This window comes from Enterococcus avium ATCC 14025 (assembly GCF_000406965.1).
In the GTDB taxonomy this organism is placed as follows: Bacteria; Bacillota; Bacilli; order Lactobacillales; family Enterococcaceae; genus Enterococcus_A; species Enterococcus_A avium.
This window is the reverse complement of sequence record NZ_KE136362.1, coordinates 35826-53137: the sequence shown is the minus strand read 5'-3', so window position 1 is coordinate 53137 and position 17312 is coordinate 35826. Positions and strand designations below refer to the sequence as shown.

17 protein-coding genes are annotated in these 17312 nt (G+C 39.7%); 5 read left to right on the top strand and 12 right to left on the bottom strand.

The window, feature by feature from the left end; all coding sequences use genetic code 11:
- The first annotated feature begins 180 nt into the window (after positions 1-180).
- Positions 181-1221 (top strand): hypothetical protein, encoded by a 1041-nt coding sequence (locus tag OMU_RS07325; RefSeq protein ID WP_016179305.1) that lies wholly within the window; start codon positions 181-183, stop codon positions 1219-1221.
- 150 nt (positions 1222-1371) lie between these two features.
- Here OMU_RS07325 and OMU_RS07320 read toward each other — a convergent pair whose 3' ends face one another.
- Positions 1372-1944, bottom strand: a complete 573-nt coding sequence (locus tag OMU_RS07320; RefSeq protein WP_016179304.1) for a TMEM175 family protein — start codon at positions 1942-1944, stop codon at positions 1372-1374.
- A 165-nt stretch (positions 1945-2109) separates the two neighbouring features.
- On the opposite strand from OMU_RS07320, the gene OMU_RS07315 reads away from it, so the two are divergent.
- On the top strand, positions 2110-2304 hold the full coding sequence (locus OMU_RS07315) for a hypothetical protein (protein WP_016179303.1): 195 nt from the start codon (positions 2110-2112) through the stop codon (positions 2302-2304).
- A 41-nt stretch (positions 2305-2345) separates the two neighbouring features.
- Here the strand turns inward: OMU_RS07315 and OMU_RS07310 are convergent, their stop codons facing one another.
- Positions 2346-3164 (bottom strand): ZIP family metal transporter, encoded by an 819-nt coding sequence (locus OMU_RS07310; protein ID WP_016179302.1) that lies wholly within the window; start codon positions 3162-3164, stop codon positions 2346-2348.
- Positions 3165-3453: 289 nt separating this feature from the next.
- Between OMU_RS07310 and spxB the strand changes: the two genes are divergently transcribed.
- Positions 3454-5175, top strand: a complete 1722-nt coding sequence (spxB, locus tag OMU_RS07305; RefSeq protein ID WP_016179301.1) for a pyruvate oxidase — start codon at positions 3454-3456, stop codon at positions 5173-5175.
- A gap of 38 nt (positions 5176-5213) precedes the next feature.
- Here the strand turns inward: spxB and OMU_RS07300 are convergent, their stop codons facing one another.
- Positions 5214-5591: a PTS sugar transporter subunit IIA gene (locus OMU_RS07300; protein ID WP_225844228.1), complete on the bottom strand. Its 378-nt coding sequence runs from the start codon at positions 5589-5591 to the stop codon at positions 5214-5216.
- A 139-nt stretch (positions 5592-5730) separates the two neighbouring features.
- Between OMU_RS07300 and OMU_RS07295 the strand changes: the two genes are divergently transcribed.
- Positions 5731-7350, top strand: coding sequence for an ABC-F family ATP-binding cassette domain-containing protein (locus tag OMU_RS07295; RefSeq protein ID WP_016179299.1), 1620 nt, complete (start codon positions 5731-5733; stop codon positions 7348-7350).
- 48 nt (positions 7351-7398) lie between these two features.
- On the opposite strand, the gene OMU_RS07290 is transcribed toward OMU_RS07295, so the two are convergent.
- Complete coding sequence (locus tag OMU_RS07290; protein WP_016179298.1) at positions 7399-8364, bottom strand: AEC family transporter; 966 nt, start codon at positions 8362-8364, stop codon at positions 7399-7401.
- 352 nt (positions 8365-8716) lie between these two features.
- Here OMU_RS07290 and OMU_RS07285 point away from each other — a divergent pair, with 352 nt between their 5' ends.
- Complete coding sequence (locus OMU_RS07285; RefSeq protein ID WP_016179297.1) at positions 8717-9610, top strand: LysR family transcriptional regulator; 894 nt, start codon at positions 8717-8719, stop codon at positions 9608-9610.
- 53 nt (positions 9611-9663) lie between these two features.
- On the opposite strand, the gene OMU_RS07280 is transcribed toward OMU_RS07285, so the two are convergent.
- The 8 genes from OMU_RS07280 to rpsF all read right to left on the bottom strand — a co-directional run bounded on the left by OMU_RS07280 (position 9664) and on the right by rpsF (position 17286).
- Positions 9664-10530, bottom strand: a complete 867-nt coding sequence (locus OMU_RS07280) for a DegV family protein (RefSeq protein WP_016179296.1) — start codon at positions 10528-10530, stop codon at positions 9664-9666.
- Positions 10531-10604: 74 nt separating this feature from the next.
- On the bottom strand, positions 10605-11897 hold the full coding sequence (locus OMU_RS07275) for an adenylosuccinate synthase (protein WP_016179295.1): 1293 nt from the start codon (positions 11895-11897) through the stop codon (positions 10605-10607).
- A 190-nt stretch (positions 11898-12087) separates the two neighbouring features.
- A complete protein-coding gene (dnaB, locus tag OMU_RS07270; RefSeq protein ID WP_016179294.1) occupies positions 12088-13449 on the bottom strand; it encodes a replicative DNA helicase in 1362 nt (453 codons plus the stop codon).
- A 128-nt stretch (positions 13450-13577) separates the two neighbouring features.
- Positions 13578-14030 (bottom strand): 50S ribosomal protein L9, encoded by a 453-nt coding sequence (gene rplI / locus OMU_RS07265; RefSeq protein ID WP_016179293.1) that lies wholly within the window; start codon positions 14028-14030, stop codon positions 13578-13580.
- Positions 14027-15991, bottom strand: a complete 1965-nt coding sequence (locus tag OMU_RS07260) for a DHH family phosphoesterase (RefSeq protein ID WP_016179292.1) — start codon at positions 15989-15991, stop codon at positions 14027-14029. Before OMU_RS07260 ends, rplI begins: the two co-directional genes overlap by 4 nt.
- A 184-nt stretch (positions 15992-16175) precedes the next feature.
- Positions 16176-16409, bottom strand: coding sequence for a 30S ribosomal protein S18 (gene rpsR / locus OMU_RS07255; protein ID WP_010747412.1), 234 nt, complete (start codon positions 16407-16409; stop codon positions 16176-16178).
- A 23-nt stretch (positions 16410-16432) separates the two neighbouring features.
- A complete protein-coding gene (ssb, locus tag OMU_RS07250) occupies positions 16433-16939 on the bottom strand; it encodes a single-stranded DNA-binding protein (protein WP_016179291.1) in 507 nt (168 codons plus the stop codon).
- A gap of 44 nt (positions 16940-16983) precedes the next feature.
- Complete coding sequence (gene rpsF, locus OMU_RS07245) at positions 16984-17286, bottom strand: 30S ribosomal protein S6 (RefSeq protein ID WP_010742561.1); 303 nt, start codon at positions 17284-17286, stop codon at positions 16984-16986.
- Positions 17287-17312: the final 26 nt, after the last annotated feature.

Below are 17312 nucleotides of genomic sequence, written 5' to 3'. Positions count from 1 at the left end.
CATTTCAGTTAGCTATTTATCAAAAAGACACCAAAAAAATTATTATTCAAAAGGTTTATTTTTTTTAACAGAAAAAGGTATTTGCTAAAGCTATTTACTTTTTCGTTATCTAATATTATCATTTTTGTGAAAACTATTACTTGATAATGAATAAAAATGGATGGTTGGAGGATGAAATTGATGGATACAGTGAAGCTTGGACAAAGACAGATTTTTGGAATGAAAAATGTAAATCTTATGAAGCGTGTGGCGAAATACTTTGAACAAACTAAGAATGCTTCACAGGTTGTTGAGTATTTGGTTGCGATTCTTTTGCGAGATGCTTTATGCGTCGGGGATTTTTCACTAGAGTCATTAACAGAGCTTATTCATCAAATTTTTCTTACCACAACACCGAACGATACATTGCGGAAGCACTGTGTCTTTTTTGAGTCGTTCTTTTCACTTGAAGAGTGGCAAAACGTCGTGAATCGTCTGTTTAAAAATAAAAACGAATACCACCAATTTACCAAAGAAACCTGTCTCTATCAAAAATTCCTAGAGAAAAAGAACCGTGAACAGCCGGAACCTTCCGAATACCAGTACACCTTGATATCAAGCTTCAATGATTCAAATGGCAAAAAACATACCTGGACGCTGCGTAATACCAAACGAATCCCTAAACATTTAGAAAATGAAACCGCTAACGTCTTAAAAATCTTAACGAGCTTAACAGTTTTTCAGTCTCCCACTGCTCGTCGCTTTGCTGAATATTTGAATTTTTATAGCCATGAAGGCCGGATTGATGCACAGCATAAAGAGGTTCAAGAAGAAGTTGTTCCAACCGAAACTATCGAAGAGACAACGATACCAGAAGCTTCGATTGAAAAGAAAACACCGCAAAAACAAGCTATAGCTACGTCCACAACGCCTTATTACGATGAAGAAGCCGCTAAAGTAGAAGCGAAATATCCACCACTGTCGAAAGAAAAAACGCCAACGAGGCTGGAGCTGTCTACTCTGGAATCTGCTTCTGCCATTGAATCCGCCGAAAATTCGCATGAAATGGATATCAACTACTTACGCTATGGAAAAACCAAAGAACAAATCGATGAAGGTCGAAAAAACAAAACATTGAACAGAAGGGCTACCAAAGCTTCGGGGAATAGTGGAAAGAAAAAAACTGGAGGAAATCAAAAGAAGAAAAAAGGGAAAAACAAGAGAAATAAGAAAAAGAAATGATCTTAGGAATTTTTTTCGGTAGCCTATAACGGAAGCTTCTTTAGTATGTCAGTATGTCCGAAAATCCCCTAGTTAAACCTGTTCGACAAATTTTTTCTCTGAAATTAAGGTATTGCAACGAAAAAAAAGCGCAACACCTGGCTGCACTTTTTACAGGATTTTCTCGATGGATTTTTCCGGAATAAACCACATTAATAAAATCAAGACATTAACAACTAATACCGCAATCGGGGCAATCAATTTCCCTAAAATTAATGCTACTATCGCTAAGCCAATGGATAGATAAGACTTCGGATAATGCTTAAACAATTGGCCAATTTTAGACTCTTTCCCATTTGCTCTTACGAGTGCCCGCACTAACAGATAGTAAGCAAAATCTGTTCCTAACGTCACCAAGCCGTACAAAGCTTGCGGCGGCCAAGAAAAAGGATAATCTCCGACCCAAGCAGTGACATAAGGAAAGAGCGTCATCATTAAAATCAAAAAATTATTAGCCCACAATACCCAGCCATCTACTTTTCGGACTAGCTGAAAAAGATGATGATGATTATTCCAATAGATTGCCAAGCTGACAAAACTGATCAAATAAACGATAAATTTATGCTCCATTTGTAAAAAAGCGGACCAGCTAGGACCATTAGGCTCATGTAGTTCTAACACTAATAGGGTCATGATAATGGCGATAACTGCATCTGTAAAAGCCTCAATTCGTGACTTTGGCATTTTCTCTTAACTCCATTCGTTACTTACTAAAATTTAGTATCTCAGCTCCTATTAAACAAAAAAACAACAGATTTGCCAATAAATACGTCTTAAGTTGGACGTAAGTGAGAAAATTGTTTGCTAAACTATGTTTAAGTTAAAACAAATGGAAAGAAGGAAATTAAAATGATGAAAGATTACCCTATGGTTGTACGAATTTTAGCTGTTGTCGGCTTTTTCTTAGTTGCTAGTTTGATTTTAAGTATTGTTGGTCCCCTTATTTCAGGCCTGATCGGTTTATTCTTTAGAATTGCCATTCCGTTAGCCATCGCTTACTTCTTAGTCAACTGGTTGACCAAACGTCGCGGGCGGACCTATTAAAATAGCAAACGTCGAAAGCTTTATTAGCTTTCGACGTTTTTTTATCCCAACGCAACATCTAAAATCATCATAATAATGAATCCTAACATCGCTCCAAAGACTCCAAAGTGATGTTTGCTGTCTGTTGTTGCTTGAGCTTCTGGGATTAATTCTTCCACTACAACATAGATCATTGCACCGGCTGCAAAAGAAAGAGCATACGGCAGCAACGGTTGAACACTTGTTACTAAAAGTGCTCCGATTACTGCCGCGATCGGTTCTACAAGTCCCGACGCTTGTCCGTAAATAAATGATTTTGTCCGGCTCAGCCCTTCTTGACGCAAAGGAATTGATACTGCCGCACCTTCTGGAAAATTTTGAATCCCGATCCCTAATGATACAGAGATTGCAGCCAAAACCGCCGCGGTGGGATTCGTTGCTTCACTTGCTGCCCCAAAAGCCACACCAACTGCCAAGCCTTCAGGAATATTGTGTAGCGTAATGGAAAACACCAATAAAATTGTTCGCTTTAAATGACTAGGAAAGCCTTCTTTTTCTTTATTAGGACCAAAATGCATATGAGGAATAGTCTTATCCGCTATATAAAGAAACAGGCCGCCAAGACCAAAACCAATACTGACCACCAACCAAGGAATCGAACCATTCGACTCAGCTGCTGCAATCGCCGGATCTAACAACGACCAAAAGCTTGCCGCAATCATCACCCCAGAGGCAAAACCCAACATCAAATTCAACACATTGCGGTTAATATTTTTAAAGAAGAAGACCAATGCAGCTCCCAACGCGGTCATTCCCCAAGTAAACAGCGTTCCTACTAACGCTTGTTGCCAGGCTGACAGGCCCAATAACCATTCAATCATACAAACCTCCATATTAGTTATTCTGATATTTCTCTTTCTATGGATAACCTAGCCATTTGCTGATCCATTGAAAATTTATTTTCTCTGCATCCGATTTCATTTAACTCTAAAAAGCTTAATGAAACTAACAAACTTTAGACTGGTATCCTGAAAACGGTTATTCATATTCACTTTAGCATATTTTAGGTATACCTGTAAACTTCTTGTGAGACACTTTCTTTGCTGGTTTTTTTTAGACGCGTTATACTTTTTAGGTAGGTAACTTACAAAATGAAAGTGAGTGAAGAAGATGGCAAAAATTAATGCAGGCGTAGCGATGGTCAATGTTTTAGAAGCTTGGGGAATCGATCATATTTACGGGATTCCTGGCGGTTCATTCAACTCAACGATGGATGCGTTATACCATGAACGCGAAGCAGTAAAGTATGTTCAAGTCCGCCATGAAGAAGCAGGCGCTTTAGCAGCCGCAGCTGATGCAAAATTAACAGGTAAAGTAGGCGCTGTCTTTGGTTCTGCAGGTCCTGGTGCTAGTCACTTGATTAACGGTCTTTATGACGCGCAAATGGACCATGTTCCAGTCTTGGCTTTACTGGGACAGGTAGCCTCTACTGCTATGAATTACAATGCATTCCAAGAATTAAATGAAAATCCAATGTTTGCAGATGTCAGTGTTTATAATCGTACAGTGATGACACCAGAAAGTTTGCCTCACGTAATCGATGAAGCGATCAAAGCAGCGTATCAGCAAAAAGGTGTCGCAGTTGTTACGATCCCTGTTGATTTCGGCTTTGAAGAAATCGAAGAAGCAGAAATTGCAACGGCAAAAAATCATAAAACAGGTGTCGTTTTCCCTGACGAAACAGATTTGAAAGCTGCTTTACCTTTGATCGAAGCAGCGCATCAACCAGTTCTTTACATCGGACAAGGGGTTCGCGGCAACTTCGATGCCATCAAAGCCTTTTCTGAACATTTTTCAATGCCCGTTGCAGCTTCTGTTTTAGCCAAAGGGATTGTACCTGATTTATATGAAAACTTTTTAGGTTTTGCTGCTCGTGTCGCTACTAAACCAGCAAATGAAGCGTTGGCTGATGCTGACTTGATCGTCTTTGTCGGCAGTGATTTCCCATTTGGCCGGAATTTCTTCAATCCATCTGCTAAGTTTATTCAAGTTGATATCGATGCTGCTAAATTTGGCCGCCGCCACAATGTCGATCAATCAGTATTAGGTGATGGTGCAACAGCACTTCGCCGTTGGGTTGAACTCGGAACAGCTCGGCCTGCGGATGCTTGGTTAAAAGCCAACCAAGAAAATATCCGCAATTGGCATGCTTGGCGTAAGAGCTTTTATAATGACGAATCGACACCGTTAAGGGCGGAACCTATCTTTAAAGAAATCAATCGCATTGCTGAACAGGACGCTGTGTATGTTGCGGATGTCGGAAATGTTACGTTGAATGCGATCCGTCATTTGGAAATGAATGGGGAACAACAATTCACAACCTCTGGTTGGTTTGCTACGATGGGAAATGGGGTTCCAGGCGGAATCGCCGCTCAATTGACTTACCCAGATAAGCAAGTCTTTACCTTCAGCGGTGATGGTGGCTTTGCGATGCAAATGCAAGACGTCATTACACAAGTAAAATACAAGTTGCCAATTATCAATGTGGTCTTTTCAAATGATGCCTTTGGTTTCATCGAAGCTGAACAAGAAGATACAGAGCAACAAAAATTCGGTGTCTTTTTAGAAGGAGCTGATTTCGGCAAAGTCGGAGAGGCGCTTGGAGCTGACGGCTTCACGATTACTGAATATAGTCAATTAGAGCCGGCCTTCACTGCGGCAAAAGCTAGCAAACGTCCAGTCGTGATTGATGTTAAGATCAAAGATGAACGTCCATTACCGGTGGAAGCCTTACAATTAGAGCCTGAAAAATTCTCTGTCGAACAAATTAACGCCTTCAAAGAAAAATACCAAGTTCATGATATGCCGACATTACGTGAACTCTTGAAATAGAATAAAAAGGTTGGGCCATAAATTTTGACCCAACCTTTTTACATTCTACGAATCGTTTGTTTCGCTTCTATTTCTAATTGCTTCGTCAATTCTGCTGCGGACAACTCTCGGTTTACCAAAGCCTGCAGGACCATCGGCAAATTGACCCCTGTCACTAAGGACTGGCGCGAATCATCCATCACACAATAACTAGCATAACGAAATGGCGTTCCCCCAAACATATCTACCAGCCAAACCAGCTCGTCGACTTTTGTTAATAAGTCTTTGGCATAATCCTCAATTTTTTCTTGCAGTCCTGTAGCACCTGGCTCGATATTTAAAGTTTCCACACAGCTCTGTTCGCCCAAAATAGATTCAGCCGTTTTCAACAGGCTGTCCGCTAAATGGTCGTGGGTCGCGATAATTATCCCGATCATACTGACACATCCCTTCAAAGCCAAGTCTATCCTATTTTAAATCCCAAGTAAATTCTTAACGGTTGACTTGAAACTTCAGATGTTCCCCGATATAATGCAAAGAGGCCTTGCGCCAATACTGATAAAGCGAGGAAAATCATTGATTACAGTAAGTGACGTTAGTTTACAGTTTCCTGATCGTAAACTTTTTGATGATGTAAATATTAAATTCACTCCCGGCAATTGTTACGGGTTGATTGGTGCCAATGGTGCTGGCAAGTCAACCTTTCTTAAGATTTTAGCAGGCGATATCCAGCCTTCTACTGGCTCTGTTACTTTAGGTCCAAACGAACGAATGGCTGTGTTAAAACAGAACCATTTTGACTTTGAAGAATATACCGTTCTTGAAACAGTCATTATGGGGCATGAGCGCTTATACCAAGTCATGCAGGAAAAAGACGCCATTTACATGAAGGAAGATTTTTCTGACGAAGATGGTATTCGCGCAGCAGAACTTGAAGGTGAATTCGCCGAACTGGACGGCTGGGAAGCAGAACCAGAAGCAGCAGTTCTATTACAAGGATTGAACATCCCAGAAGAGTTGCATCAGCAAAAAATGAGCGAACTGACGGCTGGACAAAAAATCAAAGTCCTATTAGCTCAATCTCTTTTCGGTAAGCCAGATGTTCTGTTACTAGACGAACCAACAAATGGTTTAGATATCCAATCGATCAATTGGTTAGAAGAATTTTTAATTAATTTTGATAATACCGTTATCGTCGTTTCCCATGACCGCCACTTCTTGAACAAAGTGTGTACTCATATGGCCGACCTAGATTTCGGGAAAATCAAATTATACGTCGGAAACTACGACTTCTGGTTAGAATCAAGCCAGTTAGCAGCAAAATTACAATCTCAGCAAAATGCGAAAAAAGAAGAACAAATCAAAGAATTGCAAGAATTTATTGCTCGTTTCAGCGCTAATGCGTCAAAATCAAAACAAGCGACTTCTCGTAAGAAAATGTTGGATAAAATCACCTTAGACGATATTCAGCCTTCTTCACGCCGTTATCCCTTTGTACAATTCAAACCAGAACGGGAAATCGGAAATGACTTGCTGCAAGTCGATAATGTCAGTGTAACAATCGACGGCAAAAAGATTCTAGACAATATCTCATTTACCTTGAATCGTGACGACAAAGTTGCTTTCATCGCTGAAAATGACTTGGTAACAACTACATTATTCAAAGTTATTATGGGTGATCTAGAACCCGATACAGGAACGGTTCGTTGGGGTGTAACAACCAGCAAGGCTTACTTGCCAAAAGATACGACTAAGGAATTCGACAGTGATATGCCGATTCTTGATTGGCTGCGGCAATACGCCAGTAAAGAAGAAGACGATAACACCTTCTTGCGCAGCTTCTTAGGTCGTATGCTGTTTTCTGGTGATGAAGTAATGAAGCCTGTCAACGTCTTATCCGGTGGTGAAAAAGTTCGTTGTATGCTATCAAAATTGATGCTGTCAAAATCAAATGTCTTAGTCTTAGATGATCCAACCAATCACTTAGACTTAGAATCCATCTCAGCATTGAACGAAGGTCTGATTGCGTATAAAGGTTCCCTTCTATTCGCCTCTCATGACCACCAGTTCATTCAAACGATCGCAAACCGTATTATTGCGATTTCCGAAAATGGCGTGGTTGATCGTGCAGAGACAACATATGATGAATTCTTAGAAAATCCAGAAGTACAAAAACAATTGAGCCATTTGTATTAAAAAAAAGCATTCGCAATTCGCGAATGCTTTTTTGATTGAGGAAGCAAATTAAATAAATTGAACGAGCTGCATTAAAATTGGAACGACCACTACAAACAAGATTGTGCTTGTCGTTACTAAGTTCGTCGCGTATTTAACATCACCATGTGCTTCATTTGCTAAGATTGGTAAAACAGCCAACATCGGAGTGGCAGATTGTACAATCAGCGTTTGCTTCAACAATGGTGCTAAATTGGCGCCAAAGGCATTTGAGCCGAGAGCGATCAAACCGATCAACACAGCAGGAGCTAAAACAAAGCGTCCCAGTAATGCCACGACTGTATCACGATCAAAGCGAATACTCTTCAAACCAGCATCGTACAAAACGATCCCAATATAAAGAAGTGATAGCGGAGTAACGATACTGCCAACATAACCAAGCGTTGCATTAATAAAGCTTGGCACAGGAATTCCTATTAACAAGAAGATGATGGCTGCGATAAAGCCTAGTAATGGCGGCGGCAATAGTTTCTTCCAGTTTAATTTGGCTTTAGTTTCACCTTTGACTTTAGTTGGATCATCGTTTGAGATCAAGAAGACTCCAAATGCCCAAGTTGAAACTGTGTTGGTTACATAATAAACCAAGAAATAGGGCAACGCTTTTTCACCAAATAGAGCAATATTCAAAGGTAACCCAATAAAGATCGTATTAGCATTCACCACAGCATTCATAAATATTCCGCGGCGTCCTGGGCGAATCTTTAAAATTTTAACTAGTCCATAGGCCAAGAAGTAAGAGATAATGACGGCTCCAACTGGATAGATTAAGCTACCCGATAACTGAAATAAACTTTCTTTGGTTAAATTCTTTAACACGGATACAAAAATAGATGCTGGCAGTGCCACTCGCGTGATCAGTGATGAAATACTTTTTCCAAAACTTTCATCAAACCAGCCCTGACGCTTTAATAGATACCCTAAAGCAATCATAATAATGATACTCAATACACTTTGAATTGATTGAAAGAAAATCATCTTTTTTCCTTCTTCCTTTTAAACTATTTTTTTCGCTAACCAAACGATTATCTTCATCGTTCTCTTATTCAAAATCAAGGGGTTAAGAAAGTCTTCGTGAAACCGGACATGGATACCCTGCTGTAAAGCGATTTATTCATGTGAAAATTTTATACTTTCCTTACAGTTGAGTAAATTTCATTAATTTTGAAACTTATGGCAATACTAATGCCCCGGTTTACTTATATAATTTAGTTGCCTCTATCGTTGTTTACATTTAGGACGATACACGCCCCCACAAACTATAGTCAAAACAAAAGCTTAGGATAAATTTTATTTATATGATAATCTAATTTCACAAGAGGAGATTATTATGAACTTTAAAGACCTAGAATATTTCCAACGATTAGTACGTGAGAAAAATTTTACAAAGGTTGCCAATGCCTTTCACGTCAGTCAACCAACCATTACCTATGCAGTAAAACGTCTAGAAGATGAATTAGGAACGCAGCTCGTTTATCGTGATCAATCTCACAAACAATTAATCATTACCCAAGCTGGCTTAATCCTATCCCGACACATTTCAAATATCTTGAAAGAAGTAACCATCGCCGTTACAGAGATTGATCGCTTGAAGGAAGAGACCTTAGATTTTGGGTTGCCACCGATCATCGGGAATTTTTATTTCCCAAAGCTTTCTTCCTATCTTTTCAAAAATAATTTGATGCGACACATCCATCTAGTAGATGGTGGCTCGCGTGATCTCTACGGACTTTTGCGCCGTGGAAAAATTGATCTTGCTTTGTTAGGATCAACACAGCCGATTCGTGATGATGAACTGACCAGTGAACTGCTGATTGAAAAGCGTTTTATGATTGTTGTTAGCCCAAATCATCCTTTGGCTAAACGCAAGGAAGTGTCTTTTTCTGAATTGAAGGATGAACCCTTTGTCCTATTGAATGAGCATTATGTCCATCCGACTGCCTTCAAAAAAATGGCTCAGCAAGCTCATTTCGAACCACATATTATCTATCAAAATAGCAATTTGAATATTTTAAAAGGGATGATTCGTGAACAGATTGGTATCGGTTTTTTAGCCGAACTAGCAGTTTCATCCGATGATCATTTGGTGATGATCCCGATTACTGATGAACCTCAACCAACCTTCATGATTTCATTGGTACAACGGGAACAAATTTTAGATTCTACGATTCGAGGACAATTAATTGAACTAATCCGCGACTTCAGCCAACAAAAAGAACACTAAAAAGAAGAGGTTGTGACAATTGATTTTGCCACAGCCTCTTCTTTGAATGATTTCTATTTTCGTTTTTCACCACGAGTGAAGACCGCGATACAGCCAAGGCCAGTATGACTGGCGATAGTCGTCCCTAGCGGAAAGATTCGAACTTCTTTTGGCTGAATACTTTCTTCTAGATGACGTTTCACCTCTTCCGCGCCTTCTTGATCTGCGCTGGTCGTGATAAAGATCGTTTGATTTGCTGGATCTGATGTTACTTCGCTAATTTTATCGGCAACCAACTGTAAGGCTTTTTTACGTCCGCGAATTTTTTCAACATTTTGCAGCTTGCCTTCAACATCCACTGTAATGATTGGCTTGATATTCATCAGTCCGCCGATCGCAGCACTTGTCTTTGAGATGCGTCCGCCACGTTGTAAGTGATTTAAATCGTCCACAGTCACCCAATGATGATAGGTCAGCTTATTTTCTTCCAACCAGTGATGCAGGTCTGCTAAAGACATTCCTGCTTGTTGTTTCAGTGCCGCTTCATAAACCATCAGGCCTTCACCGCCACTAGCAGCTAAAGAATCCACTACGTAAACTTCCGCATCTGGCAGATCTTCTTTTAAGAGCTCAACTGCCTGCATCGCACTTTGATACGAACCGCTCATTCCAGATGTGAAGCAGATATACAAAACTGGTATATTTTTCTCCGCATAGCCGCGGAAAAATTCTACATAACGACCAACATTAACTTGTGACGTCGTTGGCATCGCTCCATCTTTAATTCGTTGATAAAAATCATCAATCTTAAAATTACGACCCAAATCATCTGCGAATTCCGTGCCATCTATTGAAACATACATCGAAATAAAATCAACGTTGTTTTCTTCCAATACTTCATAAGGCAAATCACAACATGAATCTGTCAGAATCTGATACATTTTAAAATCCTCCAAACACCCACTTAATAGTAAATCCATTTTACTAGATAATTGGTTGCTTGTCTCACAATAAGTTAGATTTGCGCCCAAACACTTTCCATAATATTCGTTTGTGTCCGATCTGGTCCTACAGAAAAAGTAGAGATTCGTACGCCAACAAGCTCTGAAACACGACGAACATAGTTCCGAGCATTTTCAGGCAAGTCTGCTAAATCACGACAGCCAGTAATATCCTCACTCCAGCCAGGTAGCTCTTCATAAACTGGTTTGCAGCGATTCAATTCCTTTAAGCTTGCTGGATAATGATAGATTAATTCTCCGTCTAACTCATAAGCGGTACAAATCTTGACCGTTTCCAAGCCGCTCAACACATCGATTGAGTTCAAAGATAGATTGGTAATCCCAGAAACGCGTTTTGAGTGCCGCATAACCACAGAGTCAAACCAGCCAACTCGACGTGGACGGCCAGTTGTTGTTCCATATTCACGACCAACTTCGCGGATCTGATCGCCGACTTCGTCAAATAATTCCGTTGGAAAAGGTCCATCACCAACGCGTGATGTATAAGCTTTACATACCCCTACGACTTTATCAATCTTCGATGGTCCAACACCGCTACCGATCGTGACACCGCCGGCAACCGGATTAGAAGAGGTAACAAATGGATAAGTCCCTTGATCAATATCCAGCATTACACCTTGTGCCCCTTCAAATAAAACACGTTTTCCTTGATCCAACGCATCATTTAAGATTACTGAAGTATCTGTTACGTATTGCTTGATCTGTTGACCATATTCATAATACTCTTCAAAAATATCATCAAAGCTCATCGCCTCGTCATCAAACATTTTGACGAATTGACGATTCTTTTCTTCCAAGTTGATCATCAAGCGTTCTTCAAAAATTTCTTTATCCAATAAATCAGCCACGCGAATACCGACACGAGCTGCCTTATCCATGTAAGCAGGTCCGATCCCTTTGATGGTCGTACCGATTTTATTATCACCTTTTGCATCTTCCTGCAATTGATCCAACTTGATATGGTATGGCAAGATGACATGGGCGCGATCTGAAATACGCAAATTATCCGTCATAACCCCACGTTCATGTAAATAAGCCAATTCCGTAACTAATGATTTCGGATTGACGACCACACCGTTTCCGATAACACTGATTTTTTCTTTGTAGAAAATCCCAGAAGGAATCAAGTGTAATTTATATGTTTCATTGTCAAATTTGATTGTATGACCTGCATTATCTCCACCTTGGTAACGAGCAATGACTTCCGCATTCTCACTTAAAAAATCCGTGATCTTTCCTTTACCTTCATCGCCCCACTGCGTCCCTACAACTACTACAGATGACATCTGAACACCTCATTTTATTTTATTTAATCCTGAACCATTGTAACAAGAATAGCGCTATACTTCAATGAAAATTCGAATATTAAAATATAAAGATTATAAAAACAAGGTAAATCACGAACATTATTTTTCAATAATCGAAAAATCAATACAAATTTCGAATACTAAAAAAAGCGCAAGTTCAAGACCTGCGCTAGAAATCTTCTCTCGGTGATAAAGAAGAAAATTTATTGTATTCCTTGATAAAGAGCAGTTCTACGGTTCCTCGTGCCCCGCTCCGGTTTTTCTCAATGATTACTTCGATTACGTTACGGTTAGCTAATGATTCTTCCTCCTCTTCACCTTCACGATCGTAATAATCATCACGATATAAGAAAGCAACGATATCGGCATCTTGCTCGATTGATCCTGATTCACGGATATCACTCAACACCGGACGCTTGTCTTGCCGTTGTTCAACCCCACGAGAAAGCTGTGACAAAGCAATGATTGGTACTTTTAGCTCTTTTGCCAGCTTTTTCAATTGTCGTGAAATTTCAGAAACCTCTTGTTGGCGATTTTCTCGTCCGGTTCCTTCAATCAATTGCAGATAGTCAATTAGGATCAAACCAAGATTGCCTTTTTCCTTGGCTAATTTGTGACATTTTGCTCGAATCTCAGATACTTTGATTCCGGGGGTATCATCAATAAAGATATTCGCACGAGACAGGCTTCCCATTGCAACGATCAGGTTTTGCCATTCTTCTTCAGACAGCTGCCCTGTTCGTAAGTGACTCGCTTCAATTGATCCTTCTGCACACAGCATCCGGTTCACTAAGGATTCTGCCCCCATTTCCAAACTGAAAATAGCGACTGATTTATCAGTTTTAGTTCCAACATTTTGGGCAATATTCAAAGCAAAAGCTGTTTTACCTACCGCTGGACGAGCAGCTAAAATAATCAGCTCTTCTGCCTGCAGACCCGCAGTCATTTTATCTAACGCTGCATAACCAGTTGGCAAACCAGTAATTTCTTCATCATTTCTAGCTAACTGGTCGATATTTTCAATCGCAGTATTCAAGACCTCACTGATGGTCAAAAAACCGCTCTTATTGCGTCGTTCTGATACTTCCATGATATTACGCTCGGCAGCATCTAAAATCGTTTGTACGTCGTCTCCTTGCTCAAAACCCTCGGTCACGATATTGGTAGCCGTTTGGATCAGATTTCGCAATAAGGACTTTTCTTCCACGATTTTAGCGTAATAGCCTACGTTAGCCGCCGTCGGAACGCTCAAAGCAAGTTCAGATAAGTAACTTAAACCGCCAGCATCTTCCAGCTGGTTTTGTTGTTCTAGTAATTCTTTGACCGTCACTACATCGATTGCTTCATTGCGATCGTTTAGTTGAATCATTGCTCGAAAAATCAGTTGATGACCGCGACGATAAAAGTCTTCTGGAACTATGTACTCCATGGCCGTGATTAAAGCATCGGTCTCCAAAAAAATAGAGCCTAAGGTCGCTTGTTCGGCTTCAATACTTTGGGGTGGAACACGATCTTGTAACATTTCGCTCATGTCTGTTTACGCTCCTCTTCGTCCATCTATTTTACAAAATCTGCTCACTAAATACAATAAAGAGTATAAGAGATTCTCGTAATTTCAAGAACTCTCATACTCTCTTGTAATTATTCCGTTTAAATAAATTATTCTTCCACTACATGGACTTTAATGATTCCCTCAACCTCTGTATGAAGTTTTACCGGAACTTTCGTATAGCCCAAAGTCCGAATCGGATTCTCCAATTCGATCTTGCGTTTATCAATTTTCAAATCATATTGTTTTTTCAACCCTTCAGCGATTTGTTTTGAAGGAATTGAGCCAAACAAGCGTCCGTCCTCGCCGCCCTTAGCTTTGATTTCTACCACAGTCTCTTCTTTCGCTAAAAAGTCCGCCAGTTTTTTAGCTTCAGCCAAAACTTCGGCCGCTTTTTTATCCTGGGCTTTCTTTTGTCCACTCAATTCAGAGATACTGCTTTTCGTCGCTTCTTTTGCTAGTTTATTCTTTAGCAGATAATTTTGCGCGTAACCCGTTGGGACTTCCTTGATATCGCCTTTTTTCCCCTTGCCTTTAACATCTTGTAAAAAAATTACTTTCATTCTTCTGTCCCCTCCGTTAACTGTTTATTAATGGCATCCAATAATTGTTCTTTCGCTTCAGCGATCGTACTATTCGATAATTGAGTAGCAGCATTTGTAAAATGCCCGCCGCCACCTAAAGCTTCCATCACCGTTTGGACATTAATCGTCCCAGAACTTCTAGCACTGATAGCAATCACGCCATCAGTTCTTTTGATGATCACGAAAGCCGCATTAATATCCACCATTGATAACAAAGTATCCGCGGTTTTGGCTGCCGTTACACTATCATACTCATGATCATCCGTCCCAGTAGCGACAACGATATCTTCTCTGACATAATCGCTCTCACCCACTAGCTTACTAATTTCCAAATAGGATTGGATATCGGTACTCAATAGATATTGTACTAAAGAAGCATCCGCTCCACAAGTCTTTAAATAACTAGCGACATCAAACGTTCGGGCTGTTGTTCGAACAGCAAAATTCTTAGTATCAACCGTAATACCAGCTAATAACAGTGTCGCAGCCATCTTACTCATTCTTTGCCGTTCATTACTCTCAAATTGGATCAGCTCTGTAACTAACTCTGATGCCGAAGATGCCGAAGACTCAATGTATGTGAGTAATGATTTTTCCGGGAATTCTTCTCCTCGTCGATGATGATCGATAATAACGATATTTTCAAATTGTTCATACAGATCCTGATCAATTGATAACGATGGACGATGATAATCTACCATAACTAATAAATCACCGGCTTTGCGCTGTCTTTTGGCGGCATCCGGAGAAATCAGTAAATCTTCCAACTCCCCGTTTTTATGAATTTCTGTCAAACAGCGTTCGACATCTGGAATTGTTTCATCCTCATTAATGACGATTCGAACTTTTTTATCATGATAGCGAGCTAAACAAGCAACGCCAAACGCAGAACCGATCGCATCCATATCTGGAAAACGATGTCCCATCACAAATACATTGCCTGTTTGATTAAAAACATTCTTCAAGGCTGTTGACATTGCTCGTGAACGCACGCGTGTCCGCTTCGCAGCACTTGCAGAGTTACCGCCATAGAAAACCGGCTTTTGGCCTTCTCCAGCATTTTTAACCACCACTTGATCGCCGCCACGAACCAATGCAATATCTAAATTATTTTGGGCTTCGTCACCAATCACTTCTAATGATTCTGTTCCATAGCTGATACCCATACTGACAGTAATCAGCATGTCTTGCTTTTCAGCCGAAACACGAATATGTTCTAGCAAATCAAAATTATTCTCGATCATTTTTTCTAAATCATCATAGCGAGCAAATAGAAAAAAGCGCTCTTCATTGACTCGTTTATAGAAAATCCGATAAGAATCCATCCAATCAGAAATAATCGTTGTAATGAAGGAATTTAAGTTTGATACTTCCTTATCGTCTCGACGATCAATTACATCATCATAATTATCTACTGAAAGAATTCCAACCACAGCTTGTTGTTGCTTTTCCTTATTTTCTAACGCATATTCCTTCGTGATATCAATTAGGTAAACAACGCGTCTCTCTTTGTTTAAATCAAAATGATAAAGAATATTATCTATTTTATAAATACTCTTCCCTTTTTCAGCCCGCTGCAGCAATTCATTGACCATATCTTGCTGGTCTTCTTTCGTTAAATGCTGAACTTTTTCTGTAATTGCCGGATTCGACCAAATGAAAGTATTGTCATCATCCCAAGTAATAATCCCTACAGGCATGTCATCAGATACATATTCTAATGCCTCTTCAGCATATCGAGAAGCATCTCGAATTTTCTGTTGATTGGTAATCTCAGTTTGTTTACGTAAAACAATCATATAAAACCATAGTAAAAGATCGATTAATATAACGATTGCCGCTGATAAAATACTGAACGGCAATACGAAAATTGCGGCTAATTGAATCAGTAGTATGCAGAACAAGAAAAAGGACCATTTCATTCTAGGATTCCTTTTCATTTAGAACCTCCTAATTCATTTTACCTATTCATCCTGCTTTTCTATGCTAAAACCCTAACAAGCAAAATGATTAGACTAACAGTGTAATTTTATCACAATCTGCCTCAGCAGGCGACTTTCCTGAATGTTTCACGTGAAACACAAAAAAGAGACTTCGCGTTCGAAGTCTCTTTAAAATGACAGTTTAGTCTTCAGAAACGAATGCTAATAAGCCCATAATACGTGCGCGTTTAATAGCGATCGTTAATTTACGTTGGTTTTTAGCGCTTGTTCCAGTTACACGACGAGGCAAAATTTTACCACGTTCGCTGATGAAACGTTTTAGTAATTCAATATCTTTATAATCGATATATTCGATATGATTAGCAGCAATATAGTCTACTTTACGACGTTTGCGACCTCTTCTTTGTTGTGCCATTCCGTTTCCCTCCTATTCAATTGTTAGAATGGTAAATCATCATCTGAAATGTCGATAGAGGATCCACTAAATGGATCTGAATCTCGATCGAAGTCAGGCATAGTGTTCTTAGCTGACTGAGAGGATTGATTATAATTGTTGTTAAAATTATTTCCCCCACCTTGGAAGCTATCACCGGAACTTGGGTTCTGTTGACGTTGTTCACTTGCAGTACGAGATTCCAATAATTGGAAATTCTCAGCAACAACTTCTGTCACATAGACACGTTGCCCTTGCTGATTTTCATAATTTCTTGTTTGGATACGGCCAGTCACACCTAAAAGAGTTCCTTTGCGCGCATAATTAGCTAAAGTTTCTGCTGATTTCCGCCAAATTACACAATTGATAAAATCCGCCTCGCGATTCCCGCTTTGATTCGTAAAATTACGATTCACAGCTAAAGTAAACGTGGCAACACCTGTACCATTTGCGGTGTAGCGTAAATCAGGATCCTTTGTTAAACGACCAACTAGTACAACATTATTAATCAAAGTAAAGCCAGCTCCCTTCTCGTCAATTGTTTCACGTGAAACAATTATTCTTCAATCTTAACGATCATGTGACGAATAATATCGTCATTGATTTTTGCAAGACGATCGAATTCGTTAACTGCACTAGCTGTTGTTGGCGCAGTTGCATTGACGATATGGTAGATGCCTTCACGGAATCCGTTCATTTCGTAAGCGAAACGGCGTTTTTCCCAATCTTTTGAATCGATAATTTCAGCTCCATTATCTTTCAAGATTGTATCGAAACGTTCTACTAAAGCAGTTTTTGCTTCTTCATCAATGTTCGGACGAATGATGTATGTGATTTCATACTTCGTGTTTTGACTCATTGATTTTCACCTCCCTATGGACTATA